The sequence below is a fragment of the Mesorhizobium sp. M6A.T.Cr.TU.016.01.1.1 genome, from assembly GCF_003952585.1.
Classification (GTDB): Bacteria; Pseudomonadota; Alphaproteobacteria; order Rhizobiales; family Rhizobiaceae; genus Mesorhizobium; species Mesorhizobium mediterraneum.
In genome coordinates, this window is the sequence record NZ_CP034452.1 from 4,006,393 (window position 1) to 4,023,176 (window position 16,784).

Genomic DNA, 16,784 nt, shown 5'->3' on the forward strand with positions numbered 1-16,784 from the left:
TAACAGAGAACCGGACCCGAGCGCGGCTTGCCAGCAAAAATCATCTTTCCCGCGATCGGCGTGATGCTCGCTGCGGCCGGCCTCAGCGGCTGCACCTCGACCTCGCAGACGAAGCCGGTGCCTTCCCTGACTGAAACTGCCGCCGCGGGCGCTGACGCCGGCTTTACGCTGGTGCTGCCCGACACGGTTTCGGTGCTGCCGGAATCATCCGGCGTCGTGCCTGTCCAGACGGCGGCGCTGGCTGTCGACGCCACCGCGACGCCTGCCCAGCCAGCCGCCTTCGCCGGCCCGACCCCGTTGGCCGCAACTGCGCCTGCATCCTTGGCGGGCGACGCCACGCCACCTGTCCATGCGACGGCCGCTGTGGCCATGCCGGTCACTGGCGAAACAAGCAAGACGATGCCCGGCGTGCAGCAGGCCGCCTATGTCGTGCCTGAAGATCCGTCCGCCCTGCTTTCGACCAGCCCTGCCAAGGAGTACGCGACGGGACCGCGCGGCGAGATCGAGCGACTGATCGAGAAATATGCCGCCCTTTATGAGGTGCCGGTCGATCTGGTGCGCCGCGTCGTCAAGCGCGAGAGCACCTTCAATCCCAAAGCCTACAATCGCGGCCATTGGGGGCTGATGCAGATCAAGCATGCGACGGCGCGCGGCATGGGCTATGTCGGGCCGGCGAGCGGGCTGTTCGACGCCGAGACCAATCTGAAATATGCGGTGAAATACCTGCGCGGCGCCTGGCTGGTGGCCGGCGGCAACGCCAACCGCGCCGACCGGCTCTACCAGAGCGGCTATTATTACGACGCCAAGCGCAAGGGCATGCTGGAAGAAACCGGCCTTGGCCGCGACCGCGCTCGGCGTCGCCTGCAGCCCGATGCCTGACCACCATGCCTGAGCCGCGCCCGCCGGCGCCAAACGACATAAGGCTGCGCAAGATCCTCGACGACACGCTTGCTCCACCGCGCTGGCCGGAAGGCTTCGTCATGCGCGGCTTCGAGGCCGCCGACGCGCTCGCTTTGCATGCGCTGCTGACCACCGTGTTCGACGATGGCGCCGATGGGCCGTTCGACGAATGGTGGCCGCGCATTTCAAGCGACGCGGAATTCGACCCCGCTTTGTGTTTCCTGGTCATCGACAGCAAGGGTCGGCTGGCGGGCGCGGCGCTGTGCTGGACGAGGGCGTTCGTGAAAGACCTTGCCGTCCACCCCGAGGCGCGCGGCCGAGGCATCGCCGAAGCGCTGATGTGGCACGTCTTCGCCGCCTTTCACGCACGGGACGCTGCGCATGTCGATCTCAAAACCCACACGGTTGAGAATGCCGCCGCCGTCAGGCTCTACGAGCGGCTGGGGATGTTCGAAGTCGACTGGGAAGGCTAGAGCCCGAGACGAACCTGCTTTGTTTGCCGTTCAGATGTCGGGCGCGTTGCCGATCTTCTGCTTGACGCCGAGCGCCCAGGCGCGGCCTTCGTCGCCACCCCATAAAAGCCAGGCAATATAGCCGGCCGACGGATCCTCCTCATTGCCGGAATTGCGGCCGTTTTTGTCGACCTTATGGCGAGCGAAATAGCTGACCATGCGCCGAACGGTGGAGGGCGAAAGCTTTTGTCGATTCTTGAGCTGGGTGGCCCGCGCCACGCCGATCTCGGTCCCGCCGCGGCCAAATATGCCGCGCAGCCTGAGGCCCATGGCGGCATTGTCTGCGACGATCTGCGGGCAGCACAGGTCGATTTCGTCATTGTCGGCTTCGCGCATGGTTTTTTCCGATATGGACTTATAGTCCTGAACGAAGAATGCAGTGAGATGCATCCCGTCCCCGCAACACTATTGCTTCGCAGCCGTCGGAGCCGGCCTGAAAGGAACTGTCCACCAAGGCGACAGGCTGCGTCTTGCCTGTATTCGTCTCACGGTTAAGCTTTGTTACAGCGGGGGCTTTCGAATTCGGAGAAACACGATGCGGCTTTTGCATTCCAAAACGGGTCTGGCCAAAACCGGCCTCGCCACCTTGCTCCTCGCCGTTCCGCTGCTTGCCAATGCGGCGCGTGCCGACGATTGCGCCAACGCGCAGGACCAGGCGACCATGAACGAATGCGCCGGCAAGTCGTTCACCGAAGCCGACAAGAAGCTCAACCACGCCTACAGGCAGATCGAGGAGCGGCTGAAGGACGATGCGGCGACGAAGAAGCTGCTGGTAGGCGCGCAGCGCGCCTGGGTCGCCTTCCGCGATTCCGAATGCGCTTTCCAGGGCGGCCCGCCCGATATGGCCGGCAGCATGTATCCGATGGTGGTCGCCGGTTGCAAGGAGAGCCTCACCAACGACCGGCTGAAGGACTTCCAGGGCTATCTCAGCTGCCAGGAGGGCGACACGAGCTGCCCGGTGCCGACAGCGCCGTAGCTGAAGCGGCAGCCCAGATTTTATCGCATCGCGACCGGCGCAAATGTCGGAACCGTCCTTCGCCCTGCGTCCTTGAGAGGCAAGGCGCGTTGCCGGAACCTTGGCGCGCGTCGTCAAAATCCCGACAGATGGAGATGACGATGATCACCTTTCCCAACGAATCCCAGGAATACCGCGCCGCCCGCGAAACCCTTTTGCAGAAGGAGATCGAGCTGCGCCGCGCCATGGAGGATGTGGCCGTCGCCCGCCGCGCGCTGCCCAAGGGCGGGCTGGTGCCTGAGGACTATGTGTTCGACGGGCTTGGCGGCGATGCCAAGCCGGCCCGCATAAAACTGTCGGAGCTGTTCTCGCCTGGCAAGGACACGCTGATCGTCTACTCGATGATGTTTCCGCGCCATCCGCAGGAGACGCGCGATGTGGCGACAAGCGGCGGCACGGCCAAGCTCGCGCGGGCCGACCAGCCATGCCCGTCCTGCACGGCGCTGCTCGACCAGTTCGATGGCGCCATTGGCCATCTGGAGGCCGCCGGCTTCAATTTCGCCGTGGTGGGCAAGACCGCGCTCGAAAACCTGATCACGCTTGGCCGCGACCGCGGCTGGACGAACATGCGGCTGGTCTCCTCGGCCGGCAACAGCTTCAAGCGCGACTACCACGCCGAGGCCGACGACGGCGCGCAGTTGCCGATGCTGTCGGTGTTCCATCGCGATGCCGACGGCATCCGCCATTTCTGGAGTTCCGAGCTTGGCTTCGCGCCGTCCGAACCCGGCCAGGACCCGCGCGCTATCGGCACTTGCGAGCCCTTGTGGAACCTGATGGATTTCACGCCGGAGGGCCGGCCGAACTGGGACGAGCAGCTGCAGTATGACGGTGCGTGCTGCCACTGAGGCGGGCCTTCCCTTCTCCCCTTGTGGGAGAAGGTGGATCGGTGCGCAGCGCCGAGACGGATGAGGGGTGCTGGAAGAAATGAGGCGTTGGCAATTGTGCGTCCTCTCGGCGTTGATGGGCGGTTGTGAGTGGGCGTAACGCCAAGCTGGAACACCCCTCATCCGACCTCGCTGCGCGAGGCCACCTTCTCCCACAGGGGGAGAAGGGAGGACGCTCCAATCTCCGCGCAACTTCGCCGCTTGAGTCGCGTTGGAACTCCGAGGACACATGAAACCCCGGAGGTTCCAATGAGACCGCATCTCGCAATAGCTATGCTTGCTTTGCTTGCCGGCGTGCCGGCGGCCTTCGCCCAGTCCACCACGCCGACCGATATACCCGCTGTCGGCGAAACCAAGATCGACACCGAGACCTTCTCCAAAACGGTCCCCAGCGCCAACCGGTTCGAGATTGAAAGCAGCAAGCTGGCCGAACAAAAGAATGTCGCCGCCGATGTGAAGGATTTCGCCTCGCTGATGGTCAAAGATCACACCAAGGCTGGTGAGGACTTCAAGGCAGCTCTCGAACAGAGCCAGACCACCGCCTCGGTGACACCGAGCGGCCCCGCTTTGTTGCCGAAAGACCAGGCGATGCTGGACCAGCTAAAGACCCTCGACGGCGATGAATTCCAGGCGAAATACATCATCCTGCAGACCGAGGCGCACAAGCAGGCATTGGCGCTGTTTTCCACCTATGCGCGGTCAGGCGAAGACCCGGCGCTGAAGGAATTCGCCAAGAAGACGCTACCGACGCTGCGGATGCACGAAGAGCGCATAAAGGATTTGGTGGCCGCCCACAGCTAGTGCATGTCGCCCAAAAGTGCGCAGCGGTTTTGGGATAACGACATGCATAAAACAAGAACTTAAAGCGCGTCGCGACGCGCTTTAAGTTGACGCTGTTCAGCTGGTTTTGATCTGCTCGACCGCAGTCACCAACAGTTCGGCCATGGCGCTGCGAATCTGATGGTCCGACTGGGCGACGCCGGCTGCGTCGAGATCGGCGCGTATCTTGCGGAACACGTCGTCGTCCCCGGCCTCTTCGAAGTCCGCGCGCACCACCTCTTTCGCATAGGCGTCGGCGTCCTCGCCGGTCTTGCCGAGCTTTTCGGCGGCCCATAGGCCGAGCAGCTTGTTACGGCGCGCCATGGCCTTGAACTTCGTCTCCTCGTCCATCGCAAACTTCTTTTCGAAGCCTTCCTGACGGTCTCTAATACTGCTCATGGTTTGCCTCGTTCAGGTGTTAAGTCTCCGACCTTCATCCGATGGAGAAGAAGAGCGGCGGGCCGAACATGGCGTGCATATACGTCATAAGCAAGACCGGACCGTTCATTCCGCGGGACAATCGCTTCCAGGTTGGCGCTGCGCCCTCACATCCGATCTCCCCCCTTGCGGGGGAGATGTCCGGCAGGACAGAGGGGGGTGGGACGGATCTCCAACTTCAGCCATTCCCAGCCGGGAATCAGCCGGAGGGCTTGGCTGCGATGGGCTGACAGGCCGGAGGGACAGCACCCCCCTCTGTCCTGCCGGGCATCTCCCCGGAGATCGGCAGCTCCGCCAACTGCCCTTCGCACCGATGTGATTTGACGTTACCGCGCCGCGACCTACTCTCGAATACTGACGGGATGAGCCGAGGAGGCGAGCGATGCAGTCACCTTTCAACGGGATTCGGAACGTCACGCTGGCAGCGGCAGTGATCCTTGCCGCCGGCACCGCGGCTTACGCCCATCACGGCTGGTCGTGGACCGAGGACGGGTTTTTCGAACTCCGGGGCAAAATCACGGCCATCTATATCGGCAATCCGCACGCCACGCTGGATGTCGACGCAGAGGGAGAGGTCTGGAGGGTGGAGATGGCGCCGCCGTCCCGAACCATTGCCGCCGGCTTCACGGAGGAGGTTGCCAAGATCGGCGACGAGGTGACCGCGATCGGCCACCGCTCGCTCGACGAGGCCGAAAAGCGCATGAAAGCAGCCCGCGTCATTGTCAACGGTAAGGCTTATGACGTCTATCCCGACCGTGTGCCGCCGGCTTGAATGGACGAGTTCCTCGCCGGCATCGAACAACTCGCCTTCGTGCGGGCATTGAAGGCCTCATTCGTCGCCTACCCCATAGTCAATGCGCTCCACATCATGTCGATCGGCGCGCTGCTGACCAGCGTCTGGCTCATGGACCTCAGAGTCCTCGGCGCCTTCCGCTCACTGCCGCAGGCGGCGTTCGTCGCGTTGCTGCGCTGCACCGCATTTACCGCGTTCGCCGGCGCGCTTGTCACGGGATCGCTGCTCTTTTCAGTCAGGGCGAGGGAGTATGCGGCGATGCCGATTTTCCTCGCCAAGATGACACTCATCCTCCTCGCCGGCGCCAACTTCCTCGTCTTCATGCGCCGCGCAAAAGGCGGTGACGAGCCGGCCGGCGGGACCGTCACCATCCTCGCGGTGCTTTCGCTGGTGCTGTGGACGTCGGTGCTGTTCGCGGGACGGTTTATTGGGTTTCTCAACTGAGCCGAGCGACAGCAACGTTAGCTGTTTTGCGGTCAATCTCGGGCGGGCAAGGACGCCTCTTCACCCTCTCGGGGAAGGCGGATCGGCACGAAAGAACCAAGGTGCTATAGGGATCGCAGCGTCGGCGGGACAGCGCCCCCCTCTGGCCTGCCGGCCATCTCCCCCACAAGGAGGGAGATTGGCTAATCGCCTACGCAAAATACTCCTGCAGCGGCCTGACTTCCAAACTCCCCGCTCTCAACGCTGCAATCGCCTCCGCCACCGCAGCCGCGCCAGACAACGTCGTGTAATACGGCACTTTCTGCATCAGCGTCGCGCGGCGCAGCGACTTTGAGTCCGATACCGCCTTCTGGCCGTCCGTGGTGTTGAAGACGATCTGTACCTGGCGGTTGCGGATGGCGTCCTCGATGTGCGGGCGGCCTTCCAGCACCTTGTTTATTTTCTCTGCGGCGACGCCGTTTTCGGCGAGGAAGCGCGCGGTGCCTGATGTGGCCAGCACTTTAAAACCCTGGCCGGCAAGGCGCTTGACCGCCGGCAGGATGCCCTTCTTGTCCTCGTCGCGCACCGAGACGAACAGCGTGCCCGCGCGGGGGAGATCGACACCCGCCCCTAACTGGCTCTTAGCGAAGGCAAGCGCGAAGTCGCGGTCGAGGCCCATGACCTCGCCGGTCGAGCGCATTTCCGGGCCGAGCAATATGTCGACGCCGGGGAAGCGGGCGAAGGGGAAGACTGCTTCCTTGACCGCGATGTGGCCGGGATTTCTGGGGTCGGGCATGGCGCCGTAATGGGCGAAGGCGTCTTCCAGCTTCTCGCCGGCCATGATGCGGGCGGCAATCTTCGCGATCGGACGCCCGATGGTCTTGGCGACGAAAGGCACGGTGCGCGATGCCCGCGGGTTGACCTCCAGCACGTAGACGGTGCCGTCCTTGATCGCGTACTGCACGTTCATCAGGCCGCCGACGTTAAGCGCGCGGGCAAGCGCCGCCGTCTGGCGCTCCAACTCGTCGACAAGCTCCGAGGGCAGCGAGTGCACCGGCAGCGAGCAGGCGCTGTCGCCCGAATGGATGCCGGCCTCTTCGATATGTTCCAGGATGCCGGAGACGAAGGTCGACTTGCCGTCGCACAGGCAATCGACGTCGACCTCGATGGCGCCCGAGAGATAGGTGTCGAACAGCAGCGGGTTCTTGCCGAGCAGCGTGTTGATCTGGCCTGTCTTGTCGTTGGGGTATTTCTGCTTGATGTCCTCCGGCACCAGGCCGGGCACGGTGTCGAGCAGGTAGGATTGCAGCATGCTCTCGTCGTGGATGATCTGCATGGCGCGGCCGCCGAGCACATAGGACGGGCGCACCACCAGCGGGAAGCCGAGCTCGCCGGCGACGAGGCGGGCCTGCTCGACCGAATAGGCGATGCCGTTCTTCGGCTGGCTGAGGCCGAGCTTGTGCAAGAGTTTCTGGAAGCGGTCACGGTCTTCGGCCAGATCGATCATGTCGGGCGAGGTGCCGAGGATCGGAATGCCGGCCTTCTCCAGCGCATCCGCCAGCTTCAGCGGCGTCTGGCCGCCGAATTGGACGATGACGCCGACCAGCTCGCCTGAGGCCTGTTCGGCGCGTAGTATCTCCAGCACATCCTCCGGCGTCAGCGGCTCGAAATAGAGCCGGTCCGACGTGTCGTAGTCGGTCGACACGGTTTCCGGGTTACAGTTGACCATGATCGCCTCGAAGCCGGCGTCGCGCAGCGCAAAGGCGGCGTGGCAGCAGCAATAGTCGAACTCGATGCCCTGGCCGATGCGGTTCGGGCCGCCGCCGAGGATGACGACTTTTTTCCGCGACGAGACCTGCGCCTCGTTGGCGAGCGCGCCGGCGAAGGGCACCTCATAGGTCGAGTACATATAGGCGGTGGGCGAGGCGAACTCGGCCGCACAGGTGTCGATGCGCTTATAAACCGGATGAACGTCGAGCTTGTCGCGTATCTTCTGGATCTCTTCGACGTCCTTCCTGACCAGGGAGGCGAGGCGGGCATCCGAAAAACCCATCGCCTTCAGCATTCGCAGATTGGCGGGGTCCTCAGGAATGCCGTGCTCGCGGATGCGGTCCTCCATGGCCAGGATGCCGGCGATCTGTTCGAGGAACCACGGGTCGATCTTGCACATGGCATGCACGTCTTCCAGCGAGGTGCCCATGCGGATCGCCTGCGCCACCATGCGCAGCCGGTCGGGCGTCGGCGTGCCCAGCGCGGCGCGGATGGCGTTGCGGTCGTCGGCGTGGCTGGCCGCGCCGTGCGCGATGCCGGGGATCTCGATCTCGTCCAGACCGGTCAGGCCGGTTTCAAGCCCACGCAACGCCTTCTGCAGCGATTCCTGGAACGTTCGGCCGATGGCCATGACCTCGCCGACCGACTTCATTGCCGTGGTCAGCGTCGGCTCGGCGCCGGGAAATTTCTCGAAGGCAAAGCGCGGGATTTTTGTGACGACGTAATCGATCGACGGCTCGAAGGAGGCCGGTGTCGCGCCACCGGTGATGTCGTTCTCCAGCTCGTCTAGCGTGTAGCCGACGGCGAGTTTTGCCGCGATCTTGGCGATGGGGAAGCCGGTCGCCTTGGAGGCGAGAGCCGACGAGCGCGAGACGCGCGGGTTCATCTCGATCACCACCAGGCGACCGTCGGCCGGGTTGACGGCGAACTGCACGTTGGAGCCGCCGGTCTCGACGCCGATCTCGCGCAGCACCGCGATCGAGGCGTTGCGCATCATCTGATACTCTTTGTCGGTCAGCGTCAGGGCAGGGGCGACGGTGATCGAGTCTCCCGTGTGCACGCCCATCGGGTCGATGTTCTCGATCGAGCAGACAATGATGCAGTTGTCGGCCTTGTCGCGAACAACCTCCATCTCATACTCCTTCCAGCCGAGCACGCTCTCCTCGATCAGCACTTCGGTGGTCGGCGAGGCGTCGAGGCCGGACTGGACGATCTCGTAGAATTCGGCACGGTTGTAGGCGATGCCACCGCCGGTGCCGCCCATGGTGAAGGACGGGCGGATGATGGCGGGCAGGCCGACATGGTCGAGCGCCTGCGCGGCGATAGCCATGCCGTGGCTGATGTAGCGCTGCTTGCGGTCGCCCTCGCCGAGGTTCCAGCGCGTTTCCAGCGCGTCGAGCGCTGCGTCGAGGTTTTCGGGCTTCTCGGCCTTCAGCGCGGCGCGTTCGGCCTCGTGCGTCTTGCGGTCGGCGTTCTTGACGTCGGTGGCGTTGGCCAGCATCGATTTCGGCGTTTCCAGGCCGATCTTCTTCATCGCCTCGCGAAACAGCGCGCGGTCCTCGGCCTTGTCTATTGCCGTGGCGTCGGCGCCGATCATCTCGACATTGTAGCGTTCGAGCACGCCCATGCGGCGCAGCGACAATGCGGTGTTGAGCGCAGTCTGGCCGCCCATGGTCGGCAGCAGCGCGTCGGGCCGCTCCTTGGCGATGATCTTGGCCACCACTTCCGGCGTGATCGGCTCGATATAGGTGGCGTCGGCCAGCTCCGGGTCGGTCATGATGGTGGCCGGATTGGAATTGACCAGGATGACGCGAAAACCCTCTTCCTTGAGCGCCTTGCAGGCCTGGGTGCCGGAATAGTCGAACTCGCAGGCCTGACCGATGACGATGGGGCCGGCCCCGATGATCAGGATCGACTTGATGTCGGTGCGTCTTGGCATATCGAGGGTCCGTTCGGCAGGCGGCTTTGCACGAAAAACCGGACGGGAAGACCCGGCCGGTTGTGCTCGCGATTCTGGTATCAGGCTAGGAGGGCCTTATAGGGAAGAGTTTTGCCTGATGTAACCCCCTAAAATGCGGGTTTAAGCGCGGCTTGCTCCAACCGAGCAAACAAGTGCCTCATTCCTTCGCGCCCCCCTCTGTCCTGCCGGACATCTCCCCCACACGGGGGGAGATCGGCCTCATCTTTGATTTCGCCAACAGCCAACCTCGAAAAAGAGGCGCTGTCGGCGAAACAGCCAATCTCCCCCCTCGTGGGGGAGATGTCCGGCAGGACAGAGGGGGGCGCTGTCCCTCCAGCGTTTCGAATCTGCCTAGCCTCCGGTCGCCAAAGCATCAGGAATCTCGAAGCGTTCGGAGACGCCGACACGGATCAGGTTCAGGCTGCCCTCGCGGGTGTAGCGGAATTCGCCTGATGCATCGGAACTGGTCGGCAGGCCGGAGGCGAAGCTGATGACGCGCGTGCCGCCGTCGGGCCAGGTCACCGTCACATTGGCTTTGCCGTCGGCCAGCCGCTCGACATTGGCTCCGCATCTGGTCATCGGCTGGCCGACATAGCGCGCGCAAGGAATCTCGTTGCGGGCACCAGGGACTGGCGGCCCTGGCGGCTGCAGCCGCGCAACGGTTTGGGCGTCGGCCGGAGGCGCCGTATTGGCGGCGCGGCTCTGGACGGGCTCCGCCGCTGCGGACACCTGCATCTCCCCCGTCGAAGGATTTCCGCTGGCAGCGAGCGCCAAGGCATCCTCTATGGCGGCCCTGCCGATTGCCTCAGCCGCCGTCATCGTGGTTTCCTGACCGGCCGCGCCCAGGCGCGCTGTCAGGTCTGGCAGCGGCTGATCTGCAGTTGCCGGGTTCGAGGCCTCGGATGCAGGGGCCGTGCCTTCGCCGGCCGTTTCGGTATCGGCATCCGCAACGGCCGCAGGATTCTCGGGGTTCAGGTAGCGCGCGGGAGCCCATCCGGTTAGTTGCGGGTTGTCGATTTCGGCGACCTTGCACCAGCGGTAACCATTGACGTCGTTGCAGCCGAGATTGTTCACGCTCGTACCATTCGGCAGTCGAGCCTTGATCTTGCCCATCGCCGATGCCGTGGCGCGGACGTTTAGGAGATCGCCTGGAGCGAGGTCGGTCACGATGGAAACGACCGGCGCCTCCTCGGCCGTGGCCGGCAGCGCCGCCGGCAGGAGAGAGGCGGCAATCAGCGCGTACAGCGTCGTTCGGAGCGTAACTGTGCGCCTCATCATTTTGGCCGTGGGCGATAGATGCATTACCGAAGGCGCGGCCAGGTACGGAAACGCCACCGGACGCCAGCTCGATTTTATAAGGGACGACATGGCGCTATGTAAGCCCGAAAATGCGACCCTGGCATGAAGACGGTTCAGCCGGGCATGAGCTCGTGCCTCGCTCAGCCTGAGGCATGAACGCGTTCCGCGTTCAGCCTGGCATAAATCCGGTGCGTAGCGCGTGGGCCCATTCCGGCCGTCCCGCCTGTTCGGCCTGCCGCGCCGCCGCCTCGTGATCATAGTCAACGGCGATGGCCTCGAAGCGGTCGGGGCGGCCCGGCTCGCCCAGTTCTACGATGCCGTAGCGTGCGTGCGGGGAGCCTTGCTCGGAAACATGCGCCGGCGGGGTGTCGTCGCCATAAGCGGGACAGCCGACGCTGCCCGGATTGAAGACGACCGGGCCGTCGGGGATACGGATCAGTTCGCTGCGGTGGCTGTGGCCGCACAGCACGATGCGGCAAGCGGGATCGAGCGCGGTCAGCCGTCGCTTGATGGCGGCCATCGGTGCGCGCACCAGCCGGCCATCGGCTATCGTATCGGTAAGATATTTTTCGTCATGGTCGGGCCGGGCATGGAAGGCGATCACGCCAGGGGTGATCTCCAGCGTGAGGGGCAAGGCGAACAGCGCCTCGCGCTGCGCCGATGTCAGCCGTTCCTGCGCGTAGCGGTCGGACGGCCACATGGTTTCATCGGCGGTGTCGCGGGCGACGCGGCGATCGTGATTGCCGCGCACCGTCGGCAGGGCGAGCGCTTCTAGCCGCTCCATGGTTTCGCGCGGCCAGAGCGGGCCGGAGACGCAATCGCCGAGATTGACGACGAGGTCGGCGCCGCCGCGTTGCCGCAGATCGTCGAGCACTGCGTCCAGGGCGAGGACGTTGCCGTGGATATCGGCGAGGACGGCAATGCGCATGGGAAACTCCGTTGGGTCGAAGCACGGCATAGCAGGAGGACTGCCACGACACCAACCAATCCTGGCGAGTTGTGCTCGGTACTGGCGGGTGCCGGGAGACGGCTATGCTTGGATTTTGGTCTCGTTGGCGCCGACTGCGGGCAGCGCCGTATCGTTGACGGTAGCCGCAATGACGCTGTCGAGCAGGCCCGGAAAACGGGCATCGAGGTCGTCGCGGCGCAGTGTAATCAGCCGGCTGGTGCCGACCACCTCGGCGCGGGTAACGCCGGCCTCCCGCAGCTTGGCCAAATGATAGCTCAGATTGGTCTTCGAGCCGAGATCGAGGAATTGGCTGCAGTTCAGCGGCACGCCTTCCTTGCTGGCGAGATAGCGCACGATGGCCAGCCGCGTGGGATCGCCGAGCACGGCAAGCACGTTCGGCAGGCTGATCTGGTCGGCGGTGGGATGGGGCAAAGTCATGCCCAGGAATTAAGCGCAATCGGGGTTGATTTCAACGCGTCTCCTCCTTGGCGGGCTAGGCGGTTTTTGACGCCATTCATGCCTGTCCTGACATCGGGCTGTCAGCAGGCTTCGATTAGTATGCGAGAACTCATTGACATCATGCCCTGTTATGTTCAATTGTTCAATAACTTTTGAACTAAGGATTGTTGCTATGGACAAGCGCCTCATCTGGCTTGCGCTCGGATCATTCACGATCGCGACCGAAGGCTTCGTCATCTCAAGCCTGTTGCCGGACATCGCAGCCGATGCCGCCATCTCCGTTCCACTCGCCGGGACGCTGATCACCGCCTTCGCGCTCGCCTATGCGCTCGGCACGCCGATCCTGGCGACGCTCACCGGCGAATGGGACCGGCGGCGCGTCATCTTGTGGACGCTGGTGTTTTTCGTGCTGGGCAATCTGGCGGCGGCGCTGAGTTCGTCGTTCGAATTACTGCTGATCGCGCGCATCGTCATGGCGTTGTCGTCCGGCCTGTTCGCGGCAACGGCGCAAGGGACGGCCGTGGCGCTTGTCGATGATCATCACCGCGCCCGCGCCATTGCCGTCGTCGTCGGCGGCACCACGGTGGCGGTGGCGGTCGGCGCGCCGCTCGGCGCGCTTGTCGCGACAGTTGCCGGCTGGCGCGGCACGTTCTTTGCCATCGCCGGGCTCGGCGCCCTGGCCGGCGCCATCCTGTGGTACCGGCTGCCGCGCGGCATCGTCGGCACCAAGCTGCCGCTCAGGCAGCGGCTGGCCGCAACCCTTCGCCCCGGCGTGCCATCGATCCTGCTGACCACGCTCTTGGCGCTCACCGGCGCCTTCACGGTCTTTGCCTTTGTCGCGCCGCTAGCCATCGAAGGCGGGGGCTTGAGCCCGATCGCGCTGTCCGGCATGCTGCTTGCCTTCGGTGTCGGCGCCGTCATCGGCAACATTGCCGGCGGGCAGGCGGCCGACCGCTTCGGCGCGACGCGCACCGTCAGCTGGTCGCTGGCGCTGAGCGCGGTCATGCTGGTCATGCTTTCGGTCATCCCGGCATTCCTGCCGCACAGCATTGCCGGGCCGGCGCTGATGGCGATGATGGTGCCGTGGGGTATCGTCGGCTGGGCGTTCCCGCCGGCGCAGGCGAGCCGCATCATCAGGCTGGCGCCCGACGCAGCACCCATCGTGCTGTCGCTCAACGGCTCGGCGCTCTATCTCGGCGTGGCGCTGGGCGCCGTGGTCGGCGGCGCGGTGCTGCGCTATGGCGCGCCGGTCGATCTCGGCCTGGTCGCAGCAGTGTTCCCGATCCTGGGTCTTGGCGTCATGCTGGCCGGCCACCGTGCCGCCCGGGCGGTGGCCATGCCGGCGGAATAAAGTCTGGGAATCTGCTTGCAGACTCCTAGCGAATGCGGCCTTAGGCTGATTGCGCTGCCGGCGGTATACCGAAATCCAGCGCGGCGATGTCGTCCAGCGCCGCGCGCAACATTGCCGCCTGCTCCTTGCCGACCATGTCCTCAAAACGCTGCTGGGCGACGCGCCACAGCTTCATGGCCTCTTCGAGCTTGATCAGGCCCTGAGGCGTCAGCCGCACGCGCTTGATGCGGCGGTCATCCGGATCAGTGAAAGTCTCGACATAACCGTCGCGGATTAGCGGCTTCAGCGTATGGCCGAGCGCCGACAGGTCCATGACGAGGGCCGCGGCAATGGCGCCCATGGCCGGCTCGTCGCCGATATGGATCTGGTAGAGCAGGCCTTGCTGAGTGGCCTTCAGGCCCGACGGGGCGACCACATCGTCGTAGAACTGACCAAGCTTGCGCGTCGCGCGGCGCAGCACGGCGTTGTTGCAAAGGGTCAGGCCGGGAAGGGCGTCTTTCGACATGATGGGTCCTTGGCGACGGCAACATGATGTCCGTTCGCTGCCTCACAAATAATCCCCGCGTCAATCATTGACAAGATAGTGGCATATACCTACTTCGCAGAAAGTGGCATACGCCACTAATTGAATCGCACGGCTTTGCCGGCAAGGCGAGGGCGGTCCCCACAGTGCCTGCACCGGTTCGAAGCGAAGCAGATCAACCGAAAAAAGGAACAGGACAATGAGTGGACAGAACAACAAGGGCACGGCGGTTGTCACCGGCGCCTCGTCGGGCATCGGCGCTGTTTATGCGGACCGGTTGGCGGGGCAGGGCTATGATCTGGTGCTGGTGGCGCGGCGCGCCGAGCGGCTGGAGGAACTGGCCGGCAAGCTGCGCGCCGAATACGGCCGCAAGGTCGGCGTGATCAGCGCCGATCTTGCCGACGACAACGATGTGCGCCGCGTCGAGCAGGTGATATCGGCCGACGACAGCGTGACGCTACTGGTCAATAATGCCGGCCTTGGCGGTGCGCAACTCGTGGCAACGGCCGACGCCGACGTGGCCGAGCGGATGATCAAGGTCAATGTCGTGGCGCTGACCCGGCTGACGCGCGCGGTGCTGCCGGGACTGCTGTCGCGCAACCGCGGCGCCATCGTCAACATCGCCTCGGTGCTGGCCTTCGACACCTCGTTCGGCGGTATCTACAGCGGCACCAAGGCCTATGTCGTCAACTTCACCGAAGCCTTGCAGCGCGAAGTCACCGGCACCGGGGTGAAGGCGCAGGTGGTGCTGCCAGGGGCCACGCGAACCGAGTTCTGGGAACTTGCGGGCAGCGATATCGACAGCCTCCCGAAGGAGATCATCATGACGGCCGACGATCTGGTGGATGCAGCACTCGTCGGCCTTGCCAGGGGTGAAGCCGTCACCGCACCGGCGCTTGCCGATGCGGCCAAGCTGGACATCTTCCTTGGCGCTCGGCAAGCCTTCTATGGCAGCTTGCATGCTGACAAACCGGCGGCACGCTACGCGGCTTGAGAGCCGAGGAGGGATAGGCGCCCTCGCAAAATTTGGGTTCCTCGCCCCCACGGAGGTGGGGAGAGGAACTCAGGCGTTTAGGCTGTTCGCCACATCGGGATGATCGAGGCGGCGAGCAGCAGGCCGAGCATGATGTTGAGCATTCGCCACTGCCGCTCGGTTCTGAGCAACCGGGCGAGCAGCGCGCCGGCCACGCACCACGCCGACAGTGACAGCGCCGCTGCCAGGCCGAAGACCGCGCCGAGTAGCAGGGCAAGCTGCAGCGGTCCATTGGCGAGCGCGGCAAAAGATGCCGCCGCCCCCAATCCCATCGCCCAGCCCTTGGGGTTCATCCATTGCAGGCCGGCGCCACCGAAAAAGCTGTTCGGCTTTGCCATGGTCACGTCCAGATTGGGTGGACCGCTGCGGCCGATCTTGACGGCGAGCCAGATCAGATAGAGCGATCCGGCTATCTTCATCGCCAGCTGCAGGGACGGAGCCGCCGCCAGCAGGCCGGCGAGCCCGGCCGCACCTGCCGCGGCCACCGTGGCCAGGCCGGCAGCACTTCCGGCCATCAGCGGAACCGAGCGGCGAAAGCCGAACTGCGCCCCCGACGCTGTCGACAAGGTCGTGGCCATGCCGGGCGTGGAGGTCGAGACCAGCGCAAACAGGACGAGCGGAAGGATGGCCTCAAACATGCTGTTTCCTCTGTTGAGAATCCAGCATGCTAAGCATTGTTATGCATCAGTAAATGCAATGTTTGCTATGGTTGGCATTAGAGAATATAATGCAAACCATGATCCGCAATCTCGACACGGCCTTGGTCAGGACCTTCGTCACCGTCGCCGACAAGGCCAGCATGACGGCGGCTGCGAACGCGCTGCATCTGACGCAGGGCGCCGTCAGCCAGCAGATCAAGCGGCTGGAGGAGGTTCTCGGCTGCAGCCTGTTCGAGCGCGACCGGCGCGGGCTGAGACTGACCCGTTCCGGGGAACGACTGTTCGGCAAGGGCAAGCGCCTGCTCTCCCTGAACGACGAGATCTGGGCCGAGATGGCGACCAGCGCGGTCGCTGGTGAGGTGCGGCTCGGCGTGCCGTACGATCTTGTCGGCACCATGCTTGCGCCGGTGCTGAAGACCTATGCCGAGACCTATCCGCAGGTCGAGATTTCGCTGGTCTGCGCCTCGTCGCCGGAGCTTTCGGCGGCATTGGCGACTGGCACGATAGACCTTGCCGTGATCGAGGAACCGGTCGGTCCGTCAGCCGGCGAATGTCTCGTCATCGACCGGCTGGTCTGGGTTGGCGCCAAAGGCGGCATAGCCCGCCGCAAGCGGCCTTTGCCGGTTTCGATGGTGGCCGACACCTGCGCCTTCCGCCCGGCGGTGCTGGCGGCGCTCAACGAGCATGGGCTGGAATGGCGGACCGTGTTCGAGAACGGCAACCTCGACGCGACGACGGCGACTGTGCGTTCGGACCTGGCCGTCACGACCTGGCTGGCCTCCACCGTGCCGGGCGATCTCGACATCCTGGCCGCCGATCCGGAGCTGCCGGCCTTGCCGAATTTCTCGATCAATTTGCATCTGCCGAAGCATGGTGTCGGGCCGGCGGCGCGGGAGTTTGCCGCGTGCATCCGCGACGGGCTGGCGCGGCGGCAACAGGCGGCGTGATCGGCAAAATGGCAAAGGGACGGCCGATGTCGGTCATCCCCTTGTTGTTA

The 16,784-nt window shown here is 64.4% G+C and carries 18 protein-coding genes; 10 read left to right on the top strand and 8 right to left on the bottom strand.

The window, feature by feature from the left end; genetic code table 11:
- The first annotated feature begins 27 nt into the window (after window positions 1–27).
- The gene (locus EJ075_RS19230; RefSeq protein WP_126105328.1) at window positions 28–879 is read left to right on the top strand and encodes a lytic transglycosylase domain-containing protein; all 852 of its coding nucleotides are present in this window, start codon (window positions 28–30) and stop codon (window positions 877–879) included.
- A gap of 5 nt (window positions 880–884) precedes the next feature.
- Window positions 885–1,373 carry a GNAT family N-acetyltransferase gene (locus tag EJ075_RS19235; protein ID WP_126105329.1) on the top strand — a complete coding sequence of 163 codons (489 nt, stop codon included), beginning with the start codon at window positions 885–887 and terminating at the stop codon, window positions 1,371–1,373.
- Between the two features lie 30 nt (window positions 1,374–1,403).
- Here the strand turns inward: EJ075_RS19235 and EJ075_RS19240 are convergent, their stop codons facing one another.
- Window positions 1,404–1,748 (bottom strand): hypothetical protein, encoded by a 345-nt coding sequence (locus EJ075_RS19240; protein WP_126105330.1) that lies wholly within the window; start codon window positions 1,746–1,748, stop codon window positions 1,404–1,406.
- A gap of 199 nt (window positions 1,749–1,947) precedes the next feature.
- On the opposite strand from EJ075_RS19240, the gene EJ075_RS19245 reads away from it, so the two are divergent.
- The 3 genes from EJ075_RS19245 (at window position 1,948) to EJ075_RS19255 (ending at window position 4,112) form a co-directional block, all read left to right on the top strand.
- The gene (locus EJ075_RS19245) at window positions 1,948–2,388 is read left to right on the top strand and encodes a lysozyme inhibitor LprI family protein (RefSeq protein WP_126105331.1); all 441 of its coding nucleotides are present in this window, start codon (window positions 1,948–1,950) and stop codon (window positions 2,386–2,388) included.
- Between the two features lie 140 nt (window positions 2,389–2,528).
- Window positions 2,529–3,272: a DUF899 family protein gene (locus tag EJ075_RS19250; protein ID WP_126105332.1), complete on the top strand. Its 744-nt coding sequence runs from the start codon at window positions 2,529–2,531 to the stop codon at window positions 3,270–3,272.
- A 288-nt stretch (window positions 3,273–3,560) separates the two neighbouring features.
- Window positions 3,561–4,112 carry a DUF4142 domain-containing protein gene (locus EJ075_RS19255; protein ID WP_126105333.1) on the top strand — a complete coding sequence of 184 codons (552 nt, stop codon included), beginning with the start codon at window positions 3,561–3,563 and terminating at the stop codon, window positions 4,110–4,112.
- A gap of 96 nt (window positions 4,113–4,208) precedes the next feature.
- On the opposite strand, the gene EJ075_RS19260 is transcribed toward EJ075_RS19255, so the two are convergent.
- Window positions 4,209–4,529 carry a DUF1476 domain-containing protein gene (locus tag EJ075_RS19260; RefSeq protein WP_126105334.1) on the bottom strand — a complete coding sequence of 107 codons (321 nt, stop codon included), beginning with the start codon at window positions 4,527–4,529 and terminating at the stop codon, window positions 4,209–4,211.
- A 421-nt stretch (window positions 4,530–4,950) separates the two neighbouring features.
- Here EJ075_RS19260 and EJ075_RS19265 point away from each other — a divergent pair, with 421 nt between their 5' ends.
- Complete coding sequence (locus EJ075_RS19265; protein ID WP_095488914.1) at window positions 4,951–5,340, top strand: DUF6152 family protein; 390 nt, start codon at window positions 4,951–4,953, stop codon at window positions 5,338–5,340.
- Window positions 5,341–5,805 (top strand): DUF6644 family protein, encoded by a 465-nt coding sequence (locus EJ075_RS19270; RefSeq protein WP_126105335.1) that lies wholly within the window; start codon window positions 5,341–5,343, stop codon window positions 5,803–5,805.
- 190 nt (window positions 5,806–5,995) lie between these two features.
- Here the strand turns inward: EJ075_RS19270 and carB are convergent, their stop codons facing one another.
- The 4 genes from carB to EJ075_RS19290 form a co-directional block, all read right to left on the bottom strand.
- A complete protein-coding gene (gene carB / locus EJ075_RS19275) occupies window positions 5,996–9,493 on the bottom strand; it encodes a carbamoyl-phosphate synthase large subunit (protein WP_126105336.1) in 3,498 nt (1,165 codons plus the stop codon).
- Between the two features lie 372 nt (window positions 9,494–9,865).
- Complete coding sequence (locus tag EJ075_RS19280; RefSeq protein ID WP_348627331.1) at window positions 9,866–10,792, bottom strand: SH3 domain-containing protein; 927 nt, start codon at window positions 10,790–10,792, stop codon at window positions 9,866–9,868.
- Between the two features lie 190 nt (window positions 10,793–10,982).
- Window positions 10,983–11,741: a metallophosphoesterase family protein gene (locus EJ075_RS19285; protein ID WP_126105337.1), complete on the bottom strand. Its 759-nt coding sequence runs from the start codon at window positions 11,739–11,741 to the stop codon at window positions 10,983–10,985.
- 102 nt (window positions 11,742–11,843) lie between these two features.
- Window positions 11,844–12,200 carry a helix-turn-helix transcriptional regulator gene (locus EJ075_RS19290; RefSeq protein WP_126105338.1) on the bottom strand — a complete coding sequence of 119 codons (357 nt, stop codon included), beginning with the start codon at window positions 12,198–12,200 and terminating at the stop codon, window positions 11,844–11,846.
- A gap of 193 nt (window positions 12,201–12,393) precedes the next feature.
- Here EJ075_RS19290 and EJ075_RS19295 point away from each other — a divergent pair, with 193 nt between their 5' ends.
- Window positions 12,394–13,572, top strand: coding sequence for an MFS transporter (locus EJ075_RS19295; RefSeq protein ID WP_126105339.1), 1,179 nt, complete (start codon window positions 12,394–12,396; stop codon window positions 13,570–13,572).
- 40 nt (window positions 13,573–13,612) lie between these two features.
- Here EJ075_RS19295 and EJ075_RS19300 read toward each other — a convergent pair whose 3' ends face one another.
- The gene (locus EJ075_RS19300) at window positions 13,613–14,077 is read right to left on the bottom strand and encodes a MarR family winged helix-turn-helix transcriptional regulator (protein WP_126105340.1); all 465 of its coding nucleotides are present in this window, start codon (window positions 14,075–14,077) and stop codon (window positions 13,613–13,615) included.
- Between the two features lie 217 nt (window positions 14,078–14,294).
- Here EJ075_RS19300 and EJ075_RS19305 point away from each other — a divergent pair, with 217 nt between their 5' ends.
- Window positions 14,295–15,089, top strand: a complete 795-nt coding sequence (locus EJ075_RS19305; RefSeq protein WP_126105341.1) for an SDR family oxidoreductase — start codon at window positions 14,295–14,297, stop codon at window positions 15,087–15,089.
- Between the two features lie 77 nt (window positions 15,090–15,166).
- Here EJ075_RS19305 and EJ075_RS19310 read toward each other — a convergent pair whose 3' ends face one another.
- Window positions 15,167–15,766 (bottom strand): LysE family translocator, encoded by a 600-nt coding sequence (locus EJ075_RS19310; protein ID WP_126105342.1) that lies wholly within the window; start codon window positions 15,764–15,766, stop codon window positions 15,167–15,169.
- 98 nt (window positions 15,767–15,864) lie between these two features.
- Between EJ075_RS19310 and EJ075_RS19315 the strand changes: the two genes are divergently transcribed.
- On the top strand, window positions 15,865–16,734 hold the full coding sequence (locus EJ075_RS19315) for a LysR substrate-binding domain-containing protein (RefSeq protein WP_126107377.1): 870 nt from the start codon (window positions 15,865–15,867) through the stop codon (window positions 16,732–16,734).
- The last annotated feature ends 50 nt before the right edge of the window (window positions 16,735–16,784 follow it).